The sequence below is a fragment of the Njordella calcicola genome (genome assembly GCF_056494125.1).
Genome location: NZ_CM151396.1, coordinates 6983592 through 7009182 on the forward strand (window position 1 = coordinate 6983592; position 25591 = coordinate 7009182).

Sequence of the window (25591 nt, forward strand, 5' to 3'; positions counted from 1 at the left end):
GATGTGGAACGCTTACTGCGTAAGCTTTAAATTTACTGCGTAAATTTTGTTTTTCCTACTTAGAGCTTGCTGGCATGAGAAGTCGGCGTGCGCCGACTTCTAAGGCTGGACTTCTTCCAATTCTGATCTAAGATGTTTGAGTGTTGATTTGAAAAAAACAAAGATCAACGTCTCAGAAACTAAGCCACTGAGCAGGCGATAGTCAGACAAGTTACTCAGACTTACTCGTAACAACCTTCGTCACATTCACGAGTACGTAGTAGTTATGCCAGACGCTTTGACACTCAAAGCATTCAACCTTCTGGACAGAAAATAAACCACTTTTCATCGCGCTCAGATGAATCGACGTATCACCACAGAAAGGACAGTGGTTAGGGTTTTTAAGATACGCTTCTTTATGCTCAGGAACTAACGCATGGTCAGCAGTAGGTTGGAACAAGAACCTGAAGACGAAGTTCTCATAGATCAGTTCCATTGGCTTTGACAGAGAATCAGATTCAAAGTCACGCTTAGCTAGAACCTCTTTTGTCAGGCGATCTGTCAGGATCAGATTGACTAGCAAAGCAGCGTCTGACTTAGTCAGGAACATTTCTAGGCGATAATCTTCTCCAAAATCGTGCGTAACACGCTTTTCTAGCAGATCATGGCCGTCAAGCCGCCCAGCCTGCAAACATGTGTTAAACGCGTTATACAGCGATCTGGGCAGCAGTATGGTTCGGACCTCAACAGGCACTAGCTAGCAGGATTCTGCGACTGGGTGGTCACGGATTGGGGTACTTGGGGTGGTTCATGAGAGACAGTCAGGCCAGCTTCTGTCATCCTGTTGTATATGTCCTGGGTAGCTTGGCCTTGAGCTATTGCTACGTAGATCGGCCGCAGCTTCTTAAGCTGGGCTAGCTGCGGGATCGTACAGCCAATGTCTTTTTCCAGAAACTCCAGCGTCTGGGTTAGCAAGTCAAGCTGTAATCGTAGAGCTCGACTGATGAACCGACAGGTTTGATTGGCGCCGTCGCGTTTGGGTGCACCTTTTGGACGAGCTCAACACACCTACTGCGCCAGCAGAATCAAGCTTATAATGTTGCTAATCAACCACTTGCCAGGTAGCCGATTGTCGCCAGCGTGTCCATCCAGCCACTTGGGCAGTCAACGCCGTCGGCTCCAAGAAAATTCAACGCACTTTGAACACCTAGCGCTAGAGAAAGCAATCGCCCAACAATGGCCGCCAATCGCGACAGAAGCCTGGAATGCCAATCAATTTTGCAATATGGAGCAGCCAGCCCGCAGAGGCATTTATGTCAATTTGCTCAACGAAAACAGACATTTTCGCGTCATTTTGTGACGCGTTTTTTCATTTTTTCGTCAAAACTTGCTATACTTGGGACGTTAACGGTTTTGTAAGTCCTTTGATTTCAAATACTTAAATTTAAGCTGGCCTGTTAAGGCGTCAAAAAAATCCACCTTAAACCGACCTTAAATCCACCTTAAATTGCAATTTAAGGTACCTTAGCACTTTTGTTAATGGATCAGATGACGACGCTAAGATTTTGAACGGTTTGAGTTTTATTACTTTTGTGCCGCAATCAAGGCCACTGTGTTTTCAGAGAACGCAAGACCTTGGTTAAAAAGAGCGTTTTTTTCGTAACTTTTTGTTGGCCTAAAAGTTATTAACCAACCCGTCAAACTGACACTGCAAGAGTCGGCCCCCCCCTTCCTAGGAGTCTGTCTTTTGCAACTACCAACGGCTGTGCTTGCGAGGCGACGATCAGTAAAGTTGCCGCCTATTACCGCCTTGCATCAAGTGCCGATTGCCAGGATCCATCAGGCAGTTGGTCAAAATCTATGAGACCAACAATTAGTCGATTCGGTAACGTCCTGAACGCTTTCCCACTTAACCGCAACGACTGCCTTGGATCAACTAGTCAGCCCGTCGACTGTAGCCAGACAGCAGGCATTCGCAGGGTTAGGTCGGTAAATAAGTACCAAAACGAATGCCCTCAGCAAAGTCGTAAGTCATCTAGCTTGCGAGCTTGACTGCGAAGTGACGAAACGATTTAGTATCGCGGACCATAGTCGTTGAATCCCAGTCCTTTGCATCTCGCTGCATGGTCCAAACCAGCGCAGCCAAATTCGCGAGCCAGTGCGACAGCGTTTCTGGATCGGTTCTTACACCGCGAGGAGCTGCTTCAGATCACGGGTAAAAGTTACCGTTTGGATGAAACTGAAAAAATTCAACCAGTACCAAAGCGCCAACCAGATCAGCGGCCGAAGAATAGAGTATGAAACAGTACCAGTGCAACGCTAGATGGACCCACAACAGAAAATTGTGCCGTTTGAAGCGCAAACGACCTGTGCTGTTTCAAGCACCAATTGACAACTAGCGCAGCAGGCATGTTGGTTGATGAAGCATGCCAGGATTTTCAGCCCCGTAGATTAAACCAAATCGTTGATCCCGCCCGACCACCCGCATGCTTCCACAACGTCTAGGTCGATTTTGTGCGCCTGGCAGAAAATGGTTAGATCGGCTTCCGCGGTGGCTGAAGTGACGCAAGAGTCTTTGCGATTGTTAGTATCCAAGCGTTAACGCCTGCGTCCTGACTTCACCGACGTCCGGATCGAAATACTGGGCGTTAGCGAGTCCGCTGGGTTTGGGATTAGGAAAATGTGACAATGGTTGTTAGCGTAGCCCGGTTCACGTATCCGCAATGATAGACTTTGGTTGAATGGCTCCTACCTAATTGCCCTATCGACATGGATTCCATCTGCAGGCTACGTGGTCCTTCTATGTCAAGAATTGCGATCCCACGTGCAGTCTAAGAAATCTTGCGTCCGGGTGGACACACCCTGCATCTCAACCTCGCCACCATACACTGTCGTGTCATTAGTCGTTAGTCCCTTTTGGGGCAGAATGAAATCAAGAATGGGGCAATCTAACATGACGACTAACCTGCGCGGCGTCTTTTAGAGTTGTCTCGTAAAGACTCGTTTTCCATGGATTCTCAACAGACTTCGCAAGCCGATCGTTGCCATCCCGCCATGCTTGCAGAGCAAAAACAATAGGTTCAGAATGGTTGAATTTCCACAATTTAGTAGAAGAACCACACAGAATGACTTATCAACTTGCATTAAAAATTATTAAAATTATTTTATTGAAATTATATTCATAAGCATTTTATTAAAAATTTATTTTTTGGATCTTGTTTTGATTCAAAGTTTCGATTTAATCGATTTACGATTTGGCTGTCGATGTAGTGAGATTCTTTCAGGCCAATTTGTCATTTGTTTTAGTTTTAGGATCGTCTGCTTTTTTGATAGCCATAATGTCTCGATTGCCCATCCTATCCATAGCCTATCACGGCCATTGCTTACAGGTTGAAGCAGATGGCCAATTTGACATTGTAGACACTTACCACCATAGTGATGTTGATCATCAGCGTATCCGTACCACCAGACGCTCGCGATCAATGCTGCGGACCCATAACGAACATGAACCCGCGGACGATGGAAGAATCGAACCGCCGAAAGTCAATGCCGGACTAATTGACTATCTCCATTGGCTTGCGGGCAGAGGGCAAATTAGGATCAGCAATTCTACGTCTCAGTACCCCATGTACTCACTGGCAACAACCGACCTAGACGCTGACCGTTTGACGAACCATGCTCGCGCAATCAGGGGCTTAATGCATAGCAGACCCTTCGGTTTGATCAATCGTACTAGCTCACTGCGGTTAGAAGAGATTGCTTTGTCCTCCGTCAGGGCATTCCCCCAAGATCGAATTCTTTTTCTCGCCGAAAATGATTCTCTAAATCGATCTGTTACGGGATACCTACGTGAAATGGGAGTCGATGCTATTTGTACTAGTCGCATCCATACACAGGCAGACCTTGAGATCCCAGACGCGACCCGGGTTGCCGTGTCCACCGTAAAGAGGTCGCAAAGCTTCTACGATTTTGCAAATCTGGTCGTAGTGCTGGATATTAACGTGCTTAATACATTGGAGTTTCATTCCATGCTGTGGCGCAGCGAAAGTCTCGTACCACGCATCCTTGGCGTAGCTGATGCCGTCAAATCTAAGTACCTAAAACGACACAATCTGCTATGCAAGACATTTGGATTTCGGCATAGTCATTTACTGGCCAACGATTTGATAAGAAAGGACTTGGTGTCGATTCGAATACCTTTTGATCATGGTGAAACACTGCCTGCCATCAGCGAGAGAAGCGAGATTTGCCAGCATGTCATTCGCAATCGCAAACGAAATCGAGTCATCGCCAAATGTGTGAAAAACTTGTTGGGCGATCAGTCTTGCAAGTATCGTGCGTTGAAACAGGTTAGAGATTGGGCGGCGACGCGACAAATCCGTCGCATTAACATGGTTGTAGACGAAATTTCCCATGCCGCCGAACTTCTATGGGAGCTTCCGCAATGGGGCCTAGTAACCCACTTGCAAGCAGATGACCTTGGCCACGGCATGCATTCGACGAAGAAGGCAAGGCTTATTGCTGCAAGCAAGCGACAACAGGCCCCTGGCCAGATTGTCGCGTTAGACTCGCTTCGCCATGCTGACGGCACCAACCCAGATGTAATCGTCTACGCCGGATGCGGTAAGCAACTGCCAGAGCTTCCCGAATCGTTGACGCGGGGAAGCAGAGCGGATAATGAACTTGCCATCATCGACATCGATGACCAACGCAGCGGTCTACTGGCCAGCAGAGCTACGACACGCCGACGCAGCATGGTCAGGCAGATGATCTCTGCCCCAAGTCAGAATGCAAATCTCCTACTGTTCCACAAGCATCAGCTGCAGGCGAGGGTAACGGCATGAGCAGAGTGTCTGCACAGGCGGCCAATCCGCCCAGTCAGCGACCAGCACGCGGAATGCAACGCCGTCGTAGGGGCCGCCAACGCGTTCAGTTGACGGCCAGCGAATTGCAGGAACAACGTCGCGGTAACCGACTGCGATCATTTCGATATAGTACGGGCTCTAACCCGACACCCTTTGACCATTTTTTTGTCCCCACAGGTGGGCCTCGCCATCACGTGCAAGCGGACGCACACGGTAATTTTGATTTTCATATGTTCAGCAGCGAGTCGAACCTTAAGGTTGCTTTCGATCACTTGAAAAGAAATGGTGGAAAAGCTGGTGGCTTGGATGGCGTGGCGCTCGATGCGATTGCTGAGCGAGACGTTTTTCAAGCTCTTCGGACGGCGCGTGACCTACTTCGTGCTGGTACTTATTTACCAGGGCAGACTCGTGTCGTCAGCGTGCCCAAGCGATCGGGCGGGAATCGAGTACTTCGAATCCAGAACCTCGTCGACCGTTGTATTTCGAAAGCCTTACAGCTTGCGTTTGCAGATTTTTGGCGATCGAGACTCCCACGAGCAAACGGCAGCGTCTGGAGAGTACTTGCCCAACTGTATCGCAACTATCAATCCGGATGTCAGTACATTGCGACGGATGATATCCGATCATGCTTTGATTTCGTTCCGCTAGAACCAGCGATTGCTATCCAGCGGGAACAAATCCATAACGAACAAGCCATTTCTCTAATCGAGTCAATTGCGCGTGGCAGTCGCAACAGATCGACAGAGATTGGACTTGAGCAGGGGTGCCCCTACAGTCAAATAATGGTAGAGGCATTTCTTGATCGGCACTTGGACCAAGAAATTGGAACAGTGAGCCAAAACGTTTCGTACTTGAGATATGTTGACAACATCATCCTCATGGCACGAAGTGAACAGGACTGCCGGGATACGATCGAAAGATGCGGAAGCAGCCTAGAGCGAAACGGGCTAAGTTTGCGACGGGACGGGACACAAGCACAGAAGCTCCAATCCCTGCCAAGTGATGTAGAAATGCTAGGCTACCATGCCCGAGCAAAAACACACAACGAAGTCGAATTCTTAGTACCCCAAAGGAGAATGGAAGAACTCATAGGAAAGTTGACAGAGATCTCAGCTGAGAGCGATCCGGTAAGTAGATCAACGCAAACAATCCGAGGATTTCTTGACTACTATTCCTGCAGCCCTGAACAGGAAGCGGCCCGTATTACACGGGAGATACAAGCCTTCACACGAAACATCGATCTACACGGAATACCATGGACGTCCGTGATGGAAAACCTGCGGAAAGGAAAGGAACGTTGGCACAACCTGCTATCCGATCCCACCTTAACCACGGGACGAGACGGAATGGAGTAACAAACGTATCTAGAGCAACAAAGGCCATCACTGGTTGATGCAAGCTCCGCTATACATCGCGAACCGCCTCAGAAGCGGATTCCACGGACTGCCGTGGCGAAGCCCCGGCCAGACGCAAGTTTGGTCGGGTTTTTTCGTTTTATCTCCAGGAAGGCCTGTGCCGCCTAATTGGGTGCACCAACGGCAAAGCAATCGCCAGTTTCCATTGTACGCCCCGACCGGACTATTAGCGTCGATGCGTCATTGGCCAAAAAGGACCGTTCCGATAGAATGCGGTTCTTCGTGTGAGGTTGCCAATTGACACCAATCACCGATCGACGCGATCAGCACGTGCGGACGTGGCCATTCGGCTCCTCCTCACTCGTTAGATGACCTGGCCCCAGGAATGCATTCGAGTTATTCCAGCCATGGGTCTAGTGACGTAGCCTGAGTATCGCTACGCCACCAGCGATGAGGCAACAGAAAGATATGCCGGTTGGTGGGGCGCTCCAAAGTGCACGGCAGAACGAACCGCCGCCATTCGCACGCAACATGCTATTATACGGTTTCAGCGCCAAGTGCCCTTTTACGCTACAAGAAGCAAATATCGCTGGAACCTCTACACCTAATCACTCTGCTTGGTAGAGGTTTTGCCCAATTCGGAAAACTTAGAGATTTTGCGAATTGCCCTGATAGCTGCTTGTTGCATTTATTCGAAGGGTTTTTTAGGCTAGATGAACTGTGGCCTTAGCCGATCAGGTATTCACGCGACCTGGGAATGTCAACAAAACGATTGGTAAGTCCGCGCGGTACTGCAGAATGAAGCAAGAACGAGCACAGATAAGCCACGATACCTACCATAGTAGGCTTGAAAGCAGTACATCATTCCATAGACTGAAGTACTGGACGGAAAGCTGCTGGGTTAGGGCTTTACTGAAGCAAGATACCGGGTGCAAACAATTGAGCAAATCTTGAGGGTTCGATGGAGGCAGAACTTTTATTGGAAACCAGCGGGCTATTATTCGATCCCTTGCAGGCAGAATTGCTCAAACTCAAACCTGCGACTGAGCTTCGTCCTGATGACCACGTGGGGCTAACTCAAATTCTTTATGGCCTGGCAACCCTGCATCGACTACTGAAACGCGGTTGCGGGAATCTAGCGTCAGAATCATTACGGAGATCGTCGGAAGGTCGCTTAGTTTTAGTTTGCGATACGACGGAGCCTACGCGTTGTGAAAAGACTTGCCTGAACGAGAATGATGCGAGGTTTTTTCTAAACCCAGGAAAGCGGCCTGACGATGTCGATGACTTGGTCTCGCTGGGCGTCATTGCCGCAGAACTTCTCGTTCCTCCAGTCAAGCGTCCGGCAACAATGCAAAACTTTCCACAGTTTCGCAAGCATCTCGCCGAGTGTATTCCAAAAAAGACTCTACGACTGAAAGAGCAGGAACGCAATCGCATCATAAGGCTGTTATTGTATTGCGATGATAAGCATTTGAAGTCGTCAGAGTTTCTCAGCGACAACTTTGCCTTGGTTAATGTCACTGCCGACGCGAAGTTGAAACGGGCTCAGTGGTTCGATGCGGTTCGATATTTCCCGAAGTTGTCATTGCTTGCAGTGACATTAATTGTTCTGGGTATCGTTTCCGCGTTCGGATTTTTGAATGAGCGATCCGCTCGTCGTCAGAGGGAAGTTGCAGTGGAGGCGTCCAATGCCAAGGTACTCGCGTTGCAGGCCGAGCTACTCGCGCTGAATGGGCAGACATCAGAATTGAACCGCAAGCTCGATGCTGCGCTAGCTCTCACACCCGGTGTACCGCCAAAGGGGACGCCAGTGTCTGTTGATACGCTGAAGTATGAAACACGATACAAGTCGTTTGCGAATGACACCTATCTAAAAGATAATAAAGAGTTCTCGAAAATTCTATTGCAAGAGACTCTAGATGAATCTCAGATGGCATATGCCGACGACATGCTAAACGATTTAGTTGCAGCAGCAAAAGTCTGGTGGGAACTCGTCGACTCACAAGCCACCGAAAGCGAGCTTATCAGGCGATTCGAAGGGCAAACGAATCCGAATGTGAGCCAGATACTGAAGGTTTGGTATGGCGAAGCGGCCACAAGTAAGTCATACACCATTAAGCTTGCAGCGTCTTCCGTGCCTAAAGCCTACGCAACGTATAGATATCAACTCTCATTATTCGATGAAGCTCGTAACGCTTGGGACTATGGAAAACCAAACGACCATTTATTTGTTGAACCGGGGAACCGCCTGGGACTGAAATCAGGCTTAGCAAAAACATTTTTACTTAAATGGAAAGCGGGACAAGCGATTCCACTCTGTTTAGAATATTACTATGGCCCGTACCTCTCGTGGCCCAATGTATTGGTAAAACAAGCGGATGGACCTTTGGCCTTGCCGCTATTGGCAAGAAAACGTTGGAGTCAGGATGATTTTTCGATAAGTTTTGAGGCGAGCCCTCTGCCTGGCCCGCCGGTCGACTCGGCCAATTTGGTACCTGGGAAAATTTCAAGTCCACTAGCACCAATTCCAGGAGAAGAACCTAGCACACCTTTCAATATTAAGAACGAATTGAATTAAATGTCTTACTTGCTATCGTCGGCAGCACTGAGCCAATCGCGTCCCCGGGACCTTTTACGATCTCGCTTAACACCGACGTTCTTTCTTACGGATTTAGAAACTTCCTCACCATTCAGAGAGTAACGATGAAAAGGATACTTTACGCTTTAACTGCTTGCTTTTTAGCCATTCCTCCGCTTGCTGCTCAAACGGTTTCAGTGCCCGACGAGCATCGGAAGACGTTCGAACCCTTTAAAACCAGCGAACTGGAACAACGTTACCCCAAAGGAAAGACGTGGCAATCACTGTCTGTTCTGCGAGTTGACGGACATGCAAGTTCACAAGCCTGGGGAATCAAGGGCGAAAGCCAGTTCATTCAGTCGAACCGCTATCACACCGAAACCAAGATTTTAGATAACAGCAAGTTTGGCCAAACTTCGACGATTCGGATTCGCTGCGAAGTAATTGAGGCTAGCTCATCCAAAATTGTTACTAAGCAGACACTGCGTTTAACCAATTTCGAAACCAATGACCCAGTTTTTGATTTTGCGATCAAGAAGGGCATTCAAGCGGCTGAGTTGTGGTCTCCATCATTTAAGGTTTCTACCACGGTTTTAAGAAAATTGGATCAGGTAGATCCTAATTACCAGCGGACACTCACCACTGTGGCAAAGCTAATCGGATTGACAGCGGATAGCTTGAACGATGCGAAAGAGTTGGAATGGTTGGAAACTCCAAGGGTTTACTCAGGTTGCACTTTCGAGATCCAATGGGTCAACGGAATAGGCGTTACGGAGGCAAAACAGATTGACAATGGAAACGAAAAAGCCACAAAGCTTTCAGAAGATGACGTTCGAAGTTGGTTGGTGGGCGCGAATCCGTTATCGGAACTCTACGTATTCCCATCGCTAGAAAAACGTATTGGAGATTCGTGGGTACTCGATGCATCGCGTGCAACCTCAATTTTCGCAGGTCAAGGCGACGCTACATGCAAAGGCGAAATCAAACTACAGTACGAGCGAGATGATATCTATGACGGCAATCCTGTTCGAAGCGTGTTTATCCAAAATGGAAAGGTAGAAGTCACGACTGTCAGCGGCGGAGAGGAAAGTCGTTATACCATCAACAGAATGGAAGGTACGATGAAGGTAGATAACCGCGATGCAATGCTGAGAATGTCAACCGGGACCGGCGCGATCAGTTTTTCGCGAATGTCGACAGACCACTTTTTGTTCAAAGCGGAGTTGAGGCGCGATATCTCCGGCCAATGGCGTTATGAAGCTAAGCGAACGGATTGATGACCATACTTGCTGGCAAGATCTGTAATGTTTGCGGCGCCACTAACGATGACAAATGGGAAAAGTGTCAAGAGTGTGACGTGCCTGCTGCAATCGCTGCGTCGCTGCCTTCGATCGCAGTCTTTTTTGAAGTAGAGGAAACGAGTTCAAATCGTTGGGACGCGAGTCGTCTACACTCACACCCATATCCAACTCCCCTGCTGGAATTTAAGAAGGATGAAGCGAAAACGTTATCGGTTGACTCGATAAATTACAAAGATGTGCTAGACGATAGTACAGATGTTTTCGTTTGGTACCCGAAAGGAAAGGAGACTTTGTTTATTCGGGAGGTAATGAAAAACCAGAACCCGGATTGTTGGTTGACGCTAAATGGCCGTGTCTGCCGATATGGGCAATTGCGGCCGGGCGACTTGCTAACAATCGGATGCTACCCGTGGATCTTTCATACTTATCTTGGTGGCGACAATTCCGCACTTGTAGCCGCTAACCCGCTGTCCGGTGACACGATCCAATTAGATGAGGTTTCTGTCGGAACGCGACTAAATATACCGAGGTTGCATTTTGCTTCTGGCTCATTTGTTGGAATCATTGGCGCTAGTGGTTCTGGCAAGTCTACTTTGCTGCGTGAGATTGTTGAGACACGGGTAGGGCGAGGCGTTGTTTCCATTGGCGGGCGATCGCGCGACGATTCGCCAGACCCGGCCATACAGCGAATTGCCTACGTCCCACAAATGGACGTTGTCTATGAAGACATGACGGTAGTTCAGCAAACAAAAGACTACGTTAGGTTAGTAAATCCGAAGGTAGAAGAAGCGATCATTGAAGAATCGCTACGAGAAGTCGGTCTTCAAAATTTCAAGAAGCGCTTCCCGTCGCAATTGTCAGGTGGGCAGATTAGGCGCATGCGATTGGCCGCAGCGCTCGCACGTCGGCCGGGAGTATTGTTGCTAGATGAACCCGATAGTGGGCTGGACCCAGAGACGGCTTCCAGCGTGCGGCGATTACTGCGAACGATTAGCTTGCTAGGGTCAACGGTAATCATGGTCACCCATCATCGCCATGGTATGGAAATCTTTGATCGCAAGCTGACCTTGGAAGCAGGAGAAATCGTAGCCGATACGCATTCCGAACCATACGGCGGAAATTCGTCTTCGATTAATCCTGCTCCCCAACCCGCCCTGAATCACACCCCAAATAGTTTTCGGCAGTTCTGCCAAGTGATCTGCCGAGAATGGGTTCAGTTCCTTCAACGAAAGTTCTTCACTATCAGGTGGCCGGTATCCATTTCGCTGCCGCAAGTTTTGCTTGATTGTGTGATAATCCCAATCCTGTTCGGGCTAGGAATTGCAATTGCAGCTCCAACTGAAGACTTTCAGCCACATCTAGTTGGCTTTTTGTGTGTCTTATCAGTGATTTGGATGTCGGCAAGCCACAGTCATCTTTCCTTGACCATGAATTGGTATCGCACGCAATACGAACGTTGGCAGGGCCTGCGGTCGTACCCGTTCATCGCTGCGAAATCTTGCTTCTCAGTAATGGTTTCAATTGTTCAAACCTGTCTCTTTTTCGCAGCGTTTTGGTTGTGGCGAAGGTGGTTTCTCGAGCGACCGATGTTTTATGGCAGTCCACGAGAGAGCCAAGGACTAGCAACTTATCAACTCGGAGATCAGCACTTTGCAGATTTAGATCAATACCTTTGGGGTGTGCTCTTAACTTTGTTTGTTGTTGGTATCACGGCGTCACAAATTGGTTTACTGATTTCGGTAGTAGCTCGATGGCGAACTCTTATTGCGGCGTCGATTCTCCCCTTGGTTATGATTATTCAAATTCTCTTTTCACCATTCGTGGTTCAGGCCCAAAAGAGTGACTCCGTGCTCGAGCAGACGTACGCTGGTTTTTGGTGGCATCGAAAATGTGAGGCGCACCCAGAGTGCCCTTCAAAACTTTTGTACTTTCGAAAAGATTTAGGTTTTGTTTGTGATCTCTGTGCGACGGCGCCAAAGTCAAGCGACGCAACAAAAACCCCGTTGTCAAAAAGTGAGTTAGAGGCCCGCAAGGAAGATAACACGCGCGTGCCAAATGAATGGGCGACCGCGTTTTCGTATATGACTTTAACGCGATATGCGGATCTATCGTTGCGGCCGATTATTGCTGGTGGATCACAGGATGAGGAGTATGGCTATGCTCGACTTCGACTGTGGGGTTTGACGAGCTTGATCAGTATCGCGATCGTATGCCATGGATTAGTGTCGCTACTGTTTGGGTGCATCTCACTGAAATCCACACTTCGCAAGCTCCGGATACGAGCGAAAATCTAGCATGAACTGCGCCATGAATCATTTTCCAATTCGTGACTACGACAAGCCCCTTGCGATTGACCTAGAAGAACAATTCAATCTTCAATCCTTAAGCTCATGACCAATACATAGGACCAGAAACCATAAATACTTGCAACATTCTTCAGGAGCTTTGACGCATGCAAGGTTACACGCTGACGCATCGGTATTTCCTGCTTGCCAAATTGTTGTGCTTGGTGATTTTTACATCAATGCTTCAGGCTCAACAGTCGAGCGAAACGATTCATGTTGAGTTAATGATTCAAGGCGATCAGTATGATGCAAATCCTTTGGGTCGCCTTGGCGTAGGAAACGTATCTGCGAATGAATATCCAGCTTGGTTTCCGCTAACCATGAGAACTCGTTTTGCTCTAGCGTTACTGAAATCCGAAGGTTCGATAATTGATTATTCGATCTCACCGACCCTTCTGAAGATCGAATTCAATCGGGATCAGAGGAATCAGATTCAGAAACTTTTATTTCCGCCCCATTTCATAAATCTGAAAGACTTGGACGAGCAGAGTCAAGTCGTTGTTCTAGTCCATGGGCTCGAAGGGGGGCGATGACTTACCGAAAACTTGCGCCAATCTTTGCAAGTCATGGTTGGTTTCCTCTTCAATTGATTTATCCCAACGACGGTGACATTTACAAACCAGCTTTGTTTCTGCGAACCGAGTTGAAGCGACTTCACGCTGAGCATCCTCACACGCGGTTTGTAATCGTCGCACACAGTCTCGGTGGACTTGTTGCTTGGGAAGCCGTCGCCAACTCGGTAGGTGATTCGTTGGGGGTCACCGACATAGTGACGCTCGGTACGCCTTTTGGCGGTTCGACTTTAGCTCGCTTTCAAGAGGAACTGGAGATTGCTGACGTCGCTCTTCGGATCATGGCTGGTGATTGGGCAGCCCGCGACATTGCGCAAGACGGCTCTGGAGAAGCAGTCGAAATGTTGGTGCCCGAAAGTCAGATGCGTCGCGAACTCCTATCCCGACCGCTTCCTGCATCGGTGCGACTACATTTGATTGCCGGTAGCGTTGGTCCTATTGACCGGAGTGAGCAGGAGGAGTTTTCGTTTATGATCCAACGCGTTATTGAGAAATACCAACCGCGACTTGAGCTAGCTGCAAACTTACAGCAACTTTCCGTCGCACCAGAATTGATTGATGGAGTTGGGGATGGAGCCGTGACGATCGATAGTGCAACACTCGTTAGACCTTCCCATAGCAAGCGTGTTTTCCCATTGTCGCATCTAGGACTACTTTTAGATAAGTACCCCGATAAATCAAATGAAAGAGCTTCTTTCAATGAATCGGTAGAAGATGAGCTTCTGTCTTGGATACTCTCGTTGCTCGTTCGCAATTAGCCGTCATAGATCCAGCGAAGAAGTCGGCCGTTTTGAGGTAATCTTGAACCATAGTAGAATACAATGCGAGGCACTGGAGCATACCTATATACTCCAGCGGCAGCTGCTACTTGACGTTTGAATTTAGTCCGTTTGGATTTACATACTCATGAGATCGCATTGAAACTTGAATTCCCACGCGAGGTATGCAAGTCCCCCTGTCCGGAATCTAGTCAGGAATCGCCTTGCGTCGCTACTGGAACCGTTCCGCTTATTATGGAAGGCCTGTACCAGAGGAAGACGTGCCAAGCCGGCTGATGATAACGGGACAAGAGAGGTCGCCCCGCCGCAGAACTATTTTCGCGACCAACCTATCGGAAAATTGACGGTCAATCGTCCAAATATTTGCCAATCTGAAAGAGACGAAACGAATCGTAGAATCATCAGGCGGTTGTATGTGACGTCCATCGGAATGTCAACCTCGAGTGTCGCGTCTCCAGATCGGGGCTGATCAGGTTACAAGTCTTTATTCGTGGCAAATTACTATTTCTTCCATCTAGACCTGACCGAGAATATAAGGCTGACACTATTTGGTATTTGAACCACACTCGTTTACCCACCACGTCATCCCGGTCGCGGGTTCATAGGCAGTCAATCGTCCTTGGAAGCCGCATGCAGTATCAATACAAACCACGTGTCCCCAATGCCGCACAGCTTGCCCCGCAGTGTGTCCTACCACAATCAGTTTTCCAGACGAGTGTGGCAGCGGGGGATGGCTTTCAATAGGTGTCCAACGAAGCAGTCGAGATGTTTGCTGGTTCATCGCCGCGAATGGATCATAACTAGCATGTGTAAAAATAAACTGCTCGGTTTCAAAGAATGGCAAGCATCGGGTGAGAAACTCCCAGTGCTCATTCGGGATGAATGAAAGGTCGCTGCCGCGGAACCAAGCGTCGTCCGTGTACGACGCAAGCGTTTGATCGCCACCGTCGTAAAGGAACCGATCCAGCGCGTATTTGTCTCGTCTAGCATCGAGCATCATCTCGTCATGGTTACCTAGGATCGGAAATACTCGGCAGTGCTCTCCAAGTTCAATCAGCGTCTGAATCACGCCGCAAGAATTAGGTCCACGATTCACGTAGTCGCCCAGTGGAACGAAGACGTCTTCCATTTGCGGTTGGACCTCCTTGATCAATCGTCGCAAAGCGTCGGCATGACCATGGATATCACCAATGGCGATCATGCGGCCCGCTTTCGTCGGCTCTATTGGTTCTGCAGACATCATGTGAATCGCGTGTCCTTGTCTTAGAGAATGATTGGTTGGCCGTCAGTCGCAACCACCACGTTGTTAAAGTGCTCGCGAAACGACTCAGGCTCGAAAGTGTGAATAGGGATTATCGTCTTGGTGTTGATCGCAGCAGTAAACTTTACGATATCAGACGACAATGCGTGGCCGCTTGTATGGGCGTGAATGATTTGTCCATCGGTGGCCGCGATGGCAGATTCGACTTGCTTCCAGTTTTTTTGCCGATTGTAACCTTGCCACTTGGAATAAATACACAGCGAATCCCTGGGTAAGCCGTCCCCAAAATCATCTAGCATGCTTTCTCTAAACACCATCACATACTTTTTAGGCGTTCGCAGAATCGTATCCATTTGGATTTCGAGCCTGCGAAACATGTCATGAACTTTGGTGGGTCCTCTCCGATCAATTTTCTTGCGTTCCGATTGCGGGTAATAAACTCTTCCAAAACCGCTATTTAGCGGGTCTTTAAGTCCGGCGTCGCGACTCGCCATGTGAAGAGTAAACGCGGAGTAAACGTCAGCCACGAAGGTTCGCCCCGCCTTCTTGGCTGCATCAATGAACGCGCGTAAGCGGTCCATGTGTTGAGGCGAGAAGGAAGCTAGAACCAACCCGCGGGCGTTTTCAACATGCTTGGCGATTTGTGTTTCCAGTACTGCTTCGCTGACTGCGTCTCTATCATCAAACCCGAAGTGAGTTCCCTCCACGATTAATGCGTCAAGACTTGACCCGCTAAGCGTTTTGATGATCCTTTCATGTTCGGCAGGCCTGTGGCCGTGTAACCTTAAGTCGCCGGTGTAGAGCAACCGTTTGCCAGCGGCTTCGATCAAGAATGCCAGGCAGCCATGAATTGAATGATCCACCGCAAACGGAGTGATGGTGAAGCGGCCAATGGTTACCGACTTCGCTGAACATATTTCCCTGTATCTCCCATCGGGAATTCTGAATTGGTTGGCGAAGACCTCACCCACCAACATCATTTTGCTAGTGCCCTTGCTTGCGTACACCGGAATCGTCGCCACGGTGTGCCTAAGTAGGCCAACGTGATCGAGATGTGCGTGGGAAAGCAGAATCGCGTCGGGATGGCGTTTACCCGAGAAGAGCCCGGGCACATTCGGAGCAATCCCCTTATCCTCAAGTTCCGCAGTCGACATGCGACCAAGTGCAAAGTAATCATAAGCTTCCCGGTTTTCGTCGAAGATCGGCATGCCGACGTCGAGAATGATTCGCGTACTGCCAGATTTGACCTCAATGCAACTTCCGCCAACCTCTCTGCTACCTCGGAAAATAGTGACTTGCATAAGGGGCTGGTTCTTGTTTTATGTAGGAAAATTGAAGCTCGAAGTCGTCTGGGGTCATGTACTTCTTGGTGTTGGTCGTCACACTGCGGGTCACAGTGTTGTGCGTTTGGAATCGTAATGCAGTTCGACCTTCCTCTCAACCGTTTCGGACAAGCTGTAGCCCTGTTCAAATTGTCTCACCAGGAAAGCGAGCGCCGCATCACGGGCCTGTTGTTCGGGAGTATCCAAGGTTGGCTCATCGGTCGGATAGTCGCAAAGCATCAATGGCAGTATCTGCTTCGAAATCATCATCCCAGCAACCCGCACAGCCAAATTGATTAGCTCGATGCGATCCGATTTGATAATCTCGTTTTCGCGAATCACCCGCTCGGTTGCTTTGGGGCTATCGATCCTCGACTCTTTTGTTGACTTTACTTTGATCTTCATTGTGTCTCTTTCAAAACGTTGTAGTAGAAGTTCGATTTTTGACTGATCAACGTGACACTGTTGGGTCAGGGGTGCGGGCTGCTTTGGGAATTTATCGCGATGGCCTTGCTAAGTCTGTCGAGAATCGATGCCCGCAGTTCCTTGGGCTCGATGATTTTTACACTCCCGGTCCAGCCCAAGATCCAATTTTCAATTTCTTCAAGTCCATCGACAGTGAATTTCAACGTGACGCTACCGTCTTGATGCTTGATGGTTAGCTGCGTGTGGTGCCAATGTGTCTCCACTACGGTTCGCGCGACCGTTGAATCAAAGCGTAGCTCGACGTTGAAGCTTTGCTCGCCGCGATAAACCGACCATGCATTTCCGAAATACTCGCGAAGGTCAAAGTGCTTGGGTCGGTCGGCGATCGCCTGCGTTTGCCGAAGGCTCTTGAAGCGAGCGGCGCGAAAGGTCTTGGCCCGCTGCTCTCCATCGATGTGTCCGATGACGTACCAGGCTTGTTTCACCAAGCACAGACGGTACGGATGAATCGTCAGCTTGACCGGCGAATCTTCGTAGGGAGAGTCGTACACGCCGGTGATTTGCGAAGCCCCGAGTAACGCAAGCTGAATTGTCCTCAGGATATCCCCGTGGCGACTGTGGTCGGCCATTTTCAAGTCGAACACGTCCACCAGACTCATGGCGTCTGAAATGATTTGCTTGATTTCGTCTTGGGAGGCCGCCGCAAGACGAGTCGTTGTCGGCGTTGCTCCCAGTCCAATGTGGAGCCCAGGTGCCTTGCTGATCGCCGTCGCGATCGCTTGCCCTAACGCCTCTTCGGCGTTGAGCATCAGCGCTGGAAATCGGTAATCCGGTCGGACCCGATAGCACTGCTCTTCATCGCTGAAGTAGAACGGAACCCCACTGAACTCTAGAACGTTCAGATCGCGGTGAACAGTTCTCACAGAGCAACCCAGTTCTTGTGCGATAGCGTTTACGTTCCAACGTCCCCGTGACTGAATCAGGTTCAAAACATGCAGCACCCGAGCTATCCGCTCGCTCTGCCGAATTCGCCGATCCACATCCCGTCGCCCAGGAATATCTTTCGGCACCACTGCTTTCTTCTTTGCCATGATATCATTGTACCAAGCGGTGCTGACATGGTTGGGTCAGATTGAACTGCGCCTTGGGCACACTTTATTTCCAATTTGTGCGACCGTGAATAAGTTGTGCTAAACTCGAGTTTCTCCCTTACCCCAAAATGCATCTGCAAAAAAGGAGTTGTGACTAGTGGAAATCGACGCATCATTGGGCTTACATGAGATCCCAAAAAAAGCGATGGCTTTATCAAGGATCAATGGAGCTATTTCTCAGATCCTACGAAAGCTGCCTGAGTTCATCGAAAACACTGAAGCTAAGGTTCAGTATCGCGAAAGTTATGTAATTGAACGTCAGGGCATCGGTGACATTTCCTCAGGAACCGGTTATGAAATTAGGATCGAAAGAGCCCTTTGGTCCAAGTATCACCAGCAACCACAATCGGAGGCAGCGCAATTCTTGCCAGCGTGCCCACGTATTGTTGGCTACTCCATCGCCCTTTTTGGCAGAAGAGAACAGGCAAATTGGGGAGAAATTGATTTGATGGGCGCATCTTCGGATGGGATGCCGATCCCAATTGAACTGAAGCAAGACACAGGAGACAACATTCTTCAGATGATTGTTCAGGTTGCCGCGTACGGAGTTGCTGTCCGACACTTGTGGAATTTAGAGAACAGTGTTTTTCAAAAGAGTTGGAATTCTCTAGGTCTCAAATCCGAATCAGCCCCAATTACTGACAAAAATTCCATGAGCGAGATTGATTGCATTTGCTTGGCGACAAAGGCTTACTGGGACAGGGCCTTCGGTACAGCGGGGGAACGAAGAGCAGCAGGGCAGATAATGGACGATTCTTGGGCAGCATTAAATGCCTTGGTAAAAGAACTCAAGAATCACGACATCAACATATCTTTTGCAACAGCGGATATTGAGCCAGAGTTACCGACGATAGCATCATGTTTCTACACCACTTTGCGAACTAATTAGAGGTGTGTGCAGGCGTGATTCTGCAAATCAGGCAATGCTACCGTCAAGCTCCTAGCTGCGTTTTACCGCTTAGCTGCAACCGGCGTAAAGTCTAATCCACAAAAGCCGGCGCTTTTCAAAGTTCAGGCTACTTGCAGATTGACGGACTTCGCGTTCGTAGAAGCGGGGGACGTGGTCAATGGTGGGTTAGGGTTCGAGGATATCTTGCTTGATGTCGTGGGCGAGTTTGGTGGCATTAAGCGCTCCATCAAATTCCCGCAATCATTCGGCATCACCGCTCGAAATCCACAACGGCCGTCGCTGGGCATGAATCGCAACTCAAGCCTGTGCCGCAAGATTCTCTACATCCGAAAAAAGATTGTGATTCGTAAAGTCGCTGAACATGCAGGCTGGCTCGGTAACATGGGCTAGCATCCGATTTTGCATGAAGGGTGGATGTGATGGCATGCTCGTGCGTTGTCTCAGGCATTGCGGTTTGGCCCTGATGATGAGGAGACTCAAGCGACCCTGCGATATTCGCCTTTGCCGATAGAGACTCAGATGATTGCCAAGAGCTTTACGGCACGGTAGGTGTTTGCGCAACTGGGTGAGCCTGATGGGGAGAGCATGCGATGGTGCCTATGGTTGCAATTAGTGGTACATGCTGCTTTGCGGCGGAATTTGATTGCCAGAAATGATGAACTGCTGGTGGAAGATTGCATGGCCCATGGCAACCGGGTAAAGAATCTGTGTTGGGGATCTGAGCGCTTGCCCATTGCGAGCTACCCGTCGGGCTATGTGTGGAAATGCCATGATTTGGTAGGCCGTCTGTGACTGGATGAAAGGACGATGCTGCAAAACTGCCAAAGAACCTTCCAAATATGGACGGCTTTCTTTCAGGCCGATATCGTTTCAATACTGTCCAAACGGCACGTCAACCGGCGGCCCTCGTTTGGTTTTCATCGACCTCTGCCTGCATTGCGGTTGCCACAACGCGGTTTGAGATCGAATCCGAAACGACATCAACGATAAGCTTGCCGACATTGCAGCAAGAACTTCACCGTCCAGTTTCGAATTGGCGAGTTGTGTGATTTCCGCCCTTGATCATTGTCTGCCGCCCCATTGTTTCGATAGTTTCCAACAACATTAACTCTTCACAGAACCGGAGTTGCATATGCCCCCCAGATCCTGCACGACTTTTCTTGTTATCGCTTTTCTCTCATTAGTTGGCTGCGGTAGCCCTGTTACGATAGAGAATTACGATCGAATTAAAACTGGAATGACGCTCGCTGAAGTCGAAGGCCTCCTGGGCAGCGGCACGGAACAAGGTAGCAGCGAAGGCAGTTTCGGGGGCATCTCGATGAATGTGAAGAGCATGGTCTGGCAAGACGACGGTCGCATCATCGTGGTGGTGTTCTCCCACGACAAGGTCCAAGCCAAGTCGATGGTGGGTTTGTAGGTTAAACCATGTCCGTCGCCAAAAGAATTTTGGCCGTTCCGTCTTCGGGATTGGCATCGCGTGAAATCAACTCGATGAAGCACCTATCGATCTGCGCGATCGAAAGGATTTGCGTTTGAACTATCGGCAAGCTTATCGCATTTTTCGCGGCAGTCAGCTGCGGATTTTTGACATGGGATTGGAGTTTTTTGTTATCTTAGTATCAAACCTTTTGCCATGTTGGTAGATGCTTAGGGAATCGACTTGCGACTAGCCATCCGTAGCGATGGATTGATCGCACAAGTCGGCTTGGGAGCCTTGCTCGCATGGGTTGGTATGCCAATTCGAAGCCGCATGCGGTCCCGGCGTTTGGCGAGAATTGCGGTCAAATAAATTGTTGAGAATTTACAACGGTTCACACTCCTTACCCCAGAATGCACGCTTCGAATTCTAAAATGGAACACTCACTTGAAGAAGTAAAAGACAATCAATGGTGGTATTCGAAAAGCAGATTGCGTCCAATAGTAGAGGCCTCGTCTGTAATTGAGCTATCCATCAACGGCCGACGCTGCATTTTAGAACGATCAGCACCCGGCAGAGACGGTCGCGAGACACTGTCGTACAAATTCGTTCGCGATGACGATCGCATGTACTGGCGATCACTCAGCGGAACGGAGGCAAGGATCGAAGTCGTTGATGCTAAAGCATTCCTAGCGCAGGCAGAAGACGATCAGGAGGACGAGTATTTGCAAATGTTACCAGCTGACATCAGTGCACCAGCTGACAGGAACTTACCGAAGGCTCTAGCTTCGAGTGTGCGCATACTTCGGAGCCCAGGCAGCAAAATGATGTTTGATGCATACATTTTTATTGACTGGAGCGCTAACAACGCTCCAAAGCTTGGCAAGGACAGTATTTGGATAGCTGAAGGACAGTGGGAGAACGAAGAACTGTCTTGGGGGCTAGGAGAAGCAACATGCATAAATGCACCAACTCGAGAGTACGCGACAAGCCACTTGCGAAACAGACTGCGTAAGCATATGGAGAATGGCAAACGTGTCCTGATTTGCTTCGATTTTGCTTACGCATACCCACAGTGTTCTGCGTCGGCAGCACTCGGGTCGGAATTTATTCAAATTTCGAAAGAGCTCAGCTCTCGGATAAGTGATAATGAAAAAAATTGCAGCAATCGTTTTCAGGTAGCAAGTGATTTGAATGAACAGGTAGGAGCAGAATCAGGAGAAGGGCCGTTTTGGGGGCGACCCACGGGTGGATACGCGAACCAATTACTTGGACTCAAGACAACTAAGCCGACCGATTGGTCTGAACGAAATTCGCTTAAGGAATTTCGGGTCGTAGAGGAACGCCTTAGAGCGCAAGGATATCGACCATTTTCTGTTTGGCAGCTATTTGGAAACGGATCGGTTGGTAGCCAAGTCCTCGTTGGCTTGCCACGAATCTATTCGCTTCGAAACGATGTATGCCTATCGGCACAGTCAGCAGTTTGGCCGTTCGAGACTGGTTGGGTTAGATCGTTTCCAGTTGAAACACGAATCGTACATGCCGAGTTTTGGCCAGGTGTTATTCCAATTGATGAATCGCTTCATCCCGTAAGAGATGCATCTCAGGTTTTGAGTTGCGTTGCTTGGGCGGCGTCCGAAGATGCCTCAGAGCACCTTGGTTCGTATTTCGACCCGCTTGCGAACACCGATCCTGAACGTGAAGTCGCAGTCCGTGAAGGATGGATTCTTGGATTCGTTGACAAGAGATAGAACAAATAAAATCTGCTTTCACTCTCAGTTTTGACCTTGGCCGTGCCATTATGGATGTCCCGGAATCCCTCTCAGCCTGGACGCACACGTAGCCCGATTAGGTGACTGAAATTCGATATCGTCGCGACCGCGCGAAAGCAAGTGCGGCCGGCAATGTGTGGGGGAATCGCTGCGAGGCTATTTTGTTGGGCGATTGCTTTGAAGCTATGGCGGAAGTAATCGCCAAGCATGGCGTCATGCCCTCCATTAGCGATCAACATGAAATGCTTGAGAACGTTCCTTCAGGTTCTATCGTCATGCGGTTCCGCAACGACGCCAACTATAATTTTGCAAATCAGCTTTGGATGCTCAGCCAAGCAACTGGCATCCTAGATTGTTAATGTTGCTGTTGGCAACCATTTGTCAATCATCGTCGATCGACTAGGCGGAAATCGAATTGAGTTCCATAACCACAATTATCATACCGATCGGAAGTCTGCTCAGCCGCATATTCTTAGGCTGCATTCAGATGCGAGTGTGACAGATCGCGATCCTGTCGTTGTTCTTTGGGTTGCATCACCCTATCTCTTCGACGCGTGCAGCATCCCTTCCACGACTCCGCGTTGCATCGCCAAAGATAGCTGACCTGCTTCCTCTAACAGAACTGGCTCCGGTGATCGATGACAGCCCACCAACCACAGCCATTTTTGCACCAAAATGTCGAAAACTTGTCCGGCAATGAAACCATGCCAACTGCCATCGCACTCGACCAACTCGCTGATCGCCAATGTTTGATCGAAGTAATTGTTCGCTAAGCGTTCCATCAAATTCCCGCACACATTCGACATCACCGCTCGAAATCCACAACGGCCGTCGCTGGGCTGGGATCGCAGCGAAAGGAATCCAACGGGAGTCTCTGGCCGAATCATGAACAGCGATTCCACTAGCTCTAAGTAGTCGCCACGTTCCATCGTCATGAACGCCGCTTCTAACTCTCGATGCGTCGCACCACGAATGACATCGAATGCAGCAGGCCCTTTCGTCGACAACCCCATCCACTCGCAAATCTCTTCAGCGTTTTCTAGCAATCGCTCAGGCGTACTGCCCGCAGCCAATGACGCAAACGAGTAACCAGGCTCACCACTGGGGCGTCGCAGATAGGCCATCCCAGGTTGCTGAACCACCGCGTCGTCGAAAGCCGTGTAATCCAAACTCGATCGTACATGCAAGTCATTTAAACGCTGGTGCAGCATGTTCGCGTCGAATGCGACGTGAGCATTCAAAATTCGTTCGTCCAGCCTTCGTCGCATATAAAGCGAGACCCCGAGGAATCGTTTGGCACGCTTCAAATCATAGGTGGGAGCATCGCCGCGACCGTCGACAAAGCGAGGCACGATATCGTTATTAAACAGAAATAGTTGCCAGTGCAATTCTCGAATCCGACGAGCCAGACTGACACCGCCGGACTGAAGACCAACGATCTGGGGGTCGTCTATACCCTTCGCTATTGCGCCCAGGCTACTCCCGCTACAGATGCAGGCGGCCAGACCGATAGCTTGTCGACGGTTCAATTCCAGTTTTTGATTGTCCAATTGAAGATACCTTCTGGTAACGAAGAAAACGAAGATTCGCAGTTAACGCCCAAGCCTAAACGGCCGCACTCGTAAAATGGTTCAGTTTGAAAGGTTCTTTGACAAGTTCCCTCCATTGTGCAGTCCTACCACCCGCTCGAATCGCCCAAGGAAGTCGCCAGCCCATCGGCATAGAAGCTTTGACAAGAGACCTACGTGCCGGCGAAGGTTCACTCCTTTTGGTCGATGCCAGCCTCACCCCATCCAGACGAATGGCGAATCGCGAGTTATCTATCCCAGACATTCAGGAACAATGGCAAGTAGATTCGGCGATGCTCGCCCCCAGAGCGTGTAACCAGCCTTGTGCCCCACTCCGCAGCCAGTGCGTCAACGTGTCGGCGGACCGACGATTCCGATGCGCCGACAGCATGTGCAGCCTCGCCTACCTTCACCCATTCAGCCGTCATGTCATATTGAAACTCCTTCACTTGCCAACCATCTGGGTTGAAGTCCGAAATTCGATTGAAAGGATTTCGTCCGCCAACTGCTTCAAACTCGCCAAACGTGACACTGATCCAGCGGTCCATCTGTTCAAGTTTCAGCCATTGGTCTAGCTGATTAATCGGGCCGTCAATTCTTAAAGCTTGGGCGTACGACAGCAGGCCTGCATCCTTCGATTCCGGTACACCAGCCCCGACTAAGATGTCTCGGCAAGCGACTTCGCCCTGCGATTCAAGCGTCCGCGTGTTTTGCATCATCCAGTAAACCGCAAACTCCAGTCGAATCAATATCAGCGACAGACGTGGGTCATTTTCGATAGGGCGGCGTGCAACTCGAATAAGCTTTGCCGCATAAGGTACATTGGGTCGAAAATTGTATCGTGCCATGCGAAGCGTAACCTTTGTCCGAAGAGAGTTAGAAGGGAAACAGTGAGCTAACAAAAGTGTTGATTCAACTTTTCAGGTTTGCAGGACCATTAAAAGCCAAAGCGAGCGAGCACGCTGAAGTTGAATCAACTTCCTTTACAGGAGTGCTGCTCAGAGCGGTCAAGATACTTCTGACAGGTTTTTTGACAGGATCCGTTGCCGTGCTTGCGCCAGGGCTCGGACTCCAGCTCCACCGTCGACGATCAATGACGCATCGCAGTGTATGGCTCTCGATCGAACTTGTCAAAAAATCTGTCAACGCTAGCTCCTGGCCGTGGCCAGTCGTACTATGTGTCGCGAATCACTTTCGGGGGGCATGCATCCCTCTTCAGCAGTCGTGGCCACCAAAGTTGAAAGGTAGTAAAATTTAGATGCAAAGTTAAAGCTAACGATCACTTCGCTACGATCGCTTCTATCTATCCTTCTTGTGCCAAAGCCCCACATGCAACACATCGTACTTCTCGGCGATTCGATCTTCGACAACGTCAGCTACGTGCCCGACGGCATACCGGTTATTGACCACCTAAACGCCATGCTGGCGGGTGACAACAAGGCGACACTGTTGGCGGTTGACGGTGCGGTCGTCGCTTCGGTAGCCTATCAACTGGAACAACTGCCCCAATCCGCGACACATTTGGTCCTGAGCGTGGGTGGCAATGACGCACTGGGGATCGCCACCTCGCTGCTTAGCAGTCAAGTTAACAATATTGGACAAGCATTTGCCGAGTCCCGTTCGCGGTTGCGAAAATTCGACGCAAGCTATCGTAACTTACTAGATTCGCTGTGCGGCTTCGACAAGCCACTTACGGTCTGCACGGTCTATGACGCAGTTCCTGGCCTGAGCGATAAAGAAATTGCGGGGATCTCTCTGTTCAACGATATCATTACACGCAGTGCATTTGAACGTCACCTGAACTTGATCGACTTACGCCTGCTGTGCAATGATCCCAATGACTACTCGGAGGTTTCTCCCATCGAGCCATCGCACTTAGGAGGCCGGAAGATTGCAGCCGCGATCATCCGTGCAACGCGTATTGCCAACGACAGCTCTCCCAGTTCGCATGTTTTCTGTTAAGCCAAATCGACTCTCACTGCCGCTG

General features: G+C 49.5%; 21 protein-coding genes. 13 read left to right on the forward strand and 8 right to left on the reverse strand.

The window, feature by feature from the left end; translation table 11 throughout:
• Positions 1–211: 211 nt before the first annotated feature.
• Positions 212–733, reverse strand: coding sequence for a hypothetical protein (locus SH302x_RS27010; RefSeq protein ID WP_479366233.1), 522 nt, complete (start codon positions 731–733; stop codon positions 212–214).
• A 1355-nt stretch (positions 734–2088) separates the two neighbouring features.
• Between SH302x_RS27010 and SH302x_RS27015 the strand changes: the two genes are divergently transcribed.
• The 6 genes from SH302x_RS27015 (at position 2089) to SH302x_RS27040 (ending at position 12375) form a co-directional block, all read left to right on the forward strand.
• Positions 2089–2280 carry a hypothetical protein gene (locus SH302x_RS27015; RefSeq protein WP_479369321.1) on the forward strand — a complete coding sequence of 64 codons (192 nt, stop codon included), beginning with the start codon at positions 2089–2091 and terminating at the stop codon, positions 2278–2280.
• A gap of 1397 nt (positions 2281–3677) precedes the next feature.
• On the forward strand, positions 3678–4823 hold the full coding sequence (locus SH302x_RS27020; RefSeq protein WP_479366234.1) for a hypothetical protein: 1146 nt from the start codon (positions 3678–3680) through the stop codon (positions 4821–4823).
• Positions 4820–6199: a reverse transcriptase domain-containing protein gene (locus SH302x_RS27025; protein ID WP_479366235.1), complete on the forward strand. Its 1380-nt coding sequence runs from the start codon at positions 4820–4822 to the stop codon at positions 6197–6199. The genes SH302x_RS27020 and SH302x_RS27025 overlap by 4 nt, the downstream gene beginning before the upstream one ends.
• A 961-nt stretch (positions 6200–7160) precedes the next feature.
• Positions 7161–8780 carry a hypothetical protein gene (locus tag SH302x_RS27030; RefSeq protein WP_479366236.1) on the forward strand — a complete coding sequence of 540 codons (1620 nt, stop codon included), beginning with the start codon at positions 7161–7163 and terminating at the stop codon, positions 8778–8780.
• Positions 8781–8905: 125 nt separating this feature from the next.
• Entirely contained in the window at positions 8906–10057 is a 1152-nt protein-coding gene (locus tag SH302x_RS27035; RefSeq protein WP_479366237.1) for a hypothetical protein, read from the forward strand.
• A complete protein-coding gene (locus SH302x_RS27040; RefSeq protein WP_479366239.1) occupies positions 10057–12375 on the forward strand; it encodes an ATP-binding cassette domain-containing protein in 2319 nt (772 codons plus the stop codon). The genes SH302x_RS27035 and SH302x_RS27040 overlap by 1 nt, the downstream gene beginning before the upstream one ends.
• A 222-nt stretch (positions 12376–12597) precedes the next feature.
• On the opposite strand, the gene SH302x_RS27045 is transcribed toward SH302x_RS27040, so the two are convergent.
• Positions 12598–12813, reverse strand: a complete 216-nt coding sequence (locus SH302x_RS27045; RefSeq protein ID WP_479366241.1) for a hypothetical protein — start codon at positions 12811–12813, stop codon at positions 12598–12600.
• Between the two features lie 142 nt (positions 12814–12955).
• Between SH302x_RS27045 and SH302x_RS27050 the strand changes: the two genes are divergently transcribed.
• Positions 12956–13756, forward strand: coding sequence for an esterase/lipase family protein (locus SH302x_RS27050; protein ID WP_479366242.1), 801 nt, complete (start codon positions 12956–12958; stop codon positions 13754–13756).
• Positions 13757–14321: 565 nt separating this feature from the next.
• On the opposite strand, the gene SH302x_RS27055 is transcribed toward SH302x_RS27050, so the two are convergent.
• The 4 genes from SH302x_RS27055 to SH302x_RS27070 form a co-directional block, all read right to left on the reverse strand.
• The gene (locus tag SH302x_RS27055) at positions 14322–15020 is read right to left on the reverse strand and encodes a metallophosphoesterase family protein (RefSeq protein WP_479366243.1); all 699 of its coding nucleotides are present in this window, start codon (positions 15018–15020) and stop codon (positions 14322–14324) included.
• A 20-nt stretch (positions 15021–15040) separates the two neighbouring features.
• Positions 15041–16339, reverse strand: coding sequence for an MBL fold metallo-hydrolase (locus SH302x_RS27060; protein ID WP_479366244.1), 1299 nt, complete (start codon positions 16337–16339; stop codon positions 15041–15043).
• Positions 16340–16429: 90 nt separating this feature from the next.
• A complete protein-coding gene (locus tag SH302x_RS27065; protein ID WP_479366246.1) occupies positions 16430–16765 on the reverse strand; it encodes a hypothetical protein in 336 nt (111 codons plus the stop codon).
• Positions 16766–16830: 65 nt separating this feature from the next.
• Positions 16831–17877: a helix-turn-helix transcriptional regulator gene (locus SH302x_RS27070; protein WP_479366247.1), complete on the reverse strand. Its 1047-nt coding sequence runs from the start codon at positions 17875–17877 to the stop codon at positions 16831–16833.
• Positions 17878–18034: 157 nt separating this feature from the next.
• Between SH302x_RS27070 and SH302x_RS27075 the strand changes: the two genes are divergently transcribed.
• The 4 genes from SH302x_RS27075 to SH302x_RS27090 all read left to right on the forward strand — a co-directional run bounded on the left by SH302x_RS27075 (position 18035) and on the right by SH302x_RS27090 (position 22395).
• A complete protein-coding gene (locus tag SH302x_RS27075; protein WP_479366248.1) occupies positions 18035–18826 on the forward strand; it encodes a hypothetical protein in 792 nt (263 codons plus the stop codon).
• Positions 18827–18964: 138 nt separating this feature from the next.
• Positions 18965–19237, forward strand: a complete 273-nt coding sequence (locus SH302x_RS27080; protein WP_479366249.1) for a hypothetical protein — start codon at positions 18965–18967, stop codon at positions 19235–19237.
• Positions 19238–19979: 742 nt separating this feature from the next.
• On the forward strand, positions 19980–20264 hold the full coding sequence (locus tag SH302x_RS27780) for a hypothetical protein (RefSeq protein ID WP_488193096.1): 285 nt from the start codon (positions 19980–19982) through the stop codon (positions 20262–20264).
• A 1852-nt stretch (positions 20265–22116) separates the two neighbouring features.
• Positions 22117–22395, forward strand: coding sequence for a hypothetical protein (locus tag SH302x_RS27090; protein ID WP_479366251.1), 279 nt, complete (start codon positions 22117–22119; stop codon positions 22393–22395).
• A 180-nt stretch (positions 22396–22575) separates the two neighbouring features.
• Here the strand turns inward: SH302x_RS27090 and SH302x_RS27095 are convergent, their stop codons facing one another.
• Positions 22576–23424, reverse strand: coding sequence for a hypothetical protein (locus tag SH302x_RS27095; protein ID WP_479366253.1), 849 nt, complete (start codon positions 23422–23424; stop codon positions 22576–22578).
• Between SH302x_RS27095 and SH302x_RS27100 the strand changes: the two genes are divergently transcribed.
• On the forward strand, positions 23419–23661 hold the full coding sequence (locus SH302x_RS27100) for a hypothetical protein (protein WP_479366254.1): 243 nt from the start codon (positions 23419–23421) through the stop codon (positions 23659–23661). The genes SH302x_RS27095 and SH302x_RS27100 overlap by 6 nt on opposite strands.
• A 191-nt stretch (positions 23662–23852) precedes the next feature.
• On the opposite strand, the gene SH302x_RS27105 is transcribed toward SH302x_RS27100, so the two are convergent.
• A complete protein-coding gene (locus SH302x_RS27105) occupies positions 23853–24452 on the reverse strand; it encodes a hypothetical protein (RefSeq protein WP_479366255.1) in 600 nt (199 codons plus the stop codon).
• A gap of 481 nt (positions 24453–24933) precedes the next feature.
• Here SH302x_RS27105 and SH302x_RS27110 point away from each other — a divergent pair, with 481 nt between their 5' ends.
• Entirely contained in the window at positions 24934–25566 is a 633-nt protein-coding gene (locus tag SH302x_RS27110; RefSeq protein ID WP_479366256.1) for an SGNH/GDSL hydrolase family protein, read from the forward strand.
• The last annotated feature ends 25 nt before the right edge of the window (positions 25567–25591 follow it).

Excerpts from the sequence above, each read along its gene's own strand:
- SH302x_RS27780 (WP_488193096.1), top strand. The coding sequence starts at position 19,980 with ATGCCCCCCAGATCCTGCACGACTTTTCTTGTTATCGCTTTTCTCTCA.
- SH302x_RS27035 (WP_479366237.1), top strand. The coding sequence starts at position 8,906 with ATGAAAAGGATACTTTACGCTTTAACTGCTTGCTTTTTAGCCATTCCT.
- SH302x_RS27105 (WP_479366255.1), bottom strand. The coding sequence starts at position 24,452 with ATGGCACGATACAATTTTCGACCCAATGTACCTTATGCGGCAAAGCTT.
- SH302x_RS27060 (WP_479366244.1), bottom strand. The coding sequence starts at position 16,339 with ATGCAAGTCACTATTTTCCGAGGTAGCAGAGAGGTTGGCGGAAGTTGC.
- SH302x_RS27025 (WP_479366235.1), top strand. The coding sequence starts at position 4,820 with ATGAGCAGAGTGTCTGCACAGGCGGCCAATCCGCCCAGTCAGCGACCA.
- SH302x_RS27040 (WP_479366239.1), top strand. The coding sequence starts at position 10,057 with ATGACCATACTTGCTGGCAAGATCTGTAATGTTTGCGGCGCCACTAAC.
- SH302x_RS27070 (WP_479366247.1), bottom strand. The coding sequence starts at position 17,877 with ATGGCAAAGAAGAAAGCAGTGGTGCCGAAAGATATTCCTGGGCGACGG.
- SH302x_RS27050 (WP_479366242.1), top strand. The coding sequence starts at position 12,956 with ATGACTTACCGAAAACTTGCGCCAATCTTTGCAAGTCATGGTTGGTTT.
- SH302x_RS27020 (WP_479366234.1), top strand. The coding sequence starts at position 3,678 with ATGCATAGCAGACCCTTCGGTTTGATCAATCGTACTAGCTCACTGCGG.
- SH302x_RS27110 (WP_479366256.1), top strand. The coding sequence starts at position 24,934 with ATGCAACACATCGTACTTCTCGGCGATTCGATCTTCGACAACGTCAGC.
- SH302x_RS27065 (WP_479366246.1), bottom strand. The coding sequence starts at position 16,765 with ATGAAGATCAAAGTAAAGTCAACAAAAGAGTCGAGGATCGATAGCCCC.
- SH302x_RS27030 (WP_479366236.1), top strand. The coding sequence starts at position 7,161 with ATGGAGGCAGAACTTTTATTGGAAACCAGCGGGCTATTATTCGATCCC.
- SH302x_RS27055 (WP_479366243.1), bottom strand. The coding sequence starts at position 15,020 with ATGATGTCTGCAGAACCAATAGAGCCGACGAAAGCGGGCCGCATGATC.